Origin of the sequence: Staphylococcus microti (assembly GCF_000934465.1) — a bacterium.
Taxonomy (GTDB): Bacteria; Bacillota; Bacilli; order Staphylococcales; family Staphylococcaceae; genus Staphylococcus; species Staphylococcus microti.
Genome location: NZ_JXWY01000159.1, coordinates 1 through 225, shown reverse-complemented (window position 1 = coordinate 225; position 225 = coordinate 1). Strand labels below are relative to the sequence as shown.

General features: G+C 32.0%; 1 pseudogene. It reads left to right on the top strand.

What is annotated here, in order from left to right:
- Positions 1 to 225, top strand: a pseudogene (locus TP70_RS12620) (TDT family transporter); the annotation flags it as partial.

Sequence of the window (225 nt, the reverse complement as noted above, 5' to 3'; positions counted from 1 at the left end):
GTCAGTATTGGATTGGCCAAACAACAGTTATTTATGGTTTTTTAGCAACTTGTTTGGTTCTACCTGTTGTTTTCAAACGAGTAAGAATACATCCTTTACAATCATTAGTAAACCCCAATACAGCCACTATTTGTGCACCTTTTTCTTTAGTTTCAGCAGCTTATATAGTAGCTTTTCCTAAAACAAATTTATTAGTTCTTATTATCTTACTGATATTATCGCAGT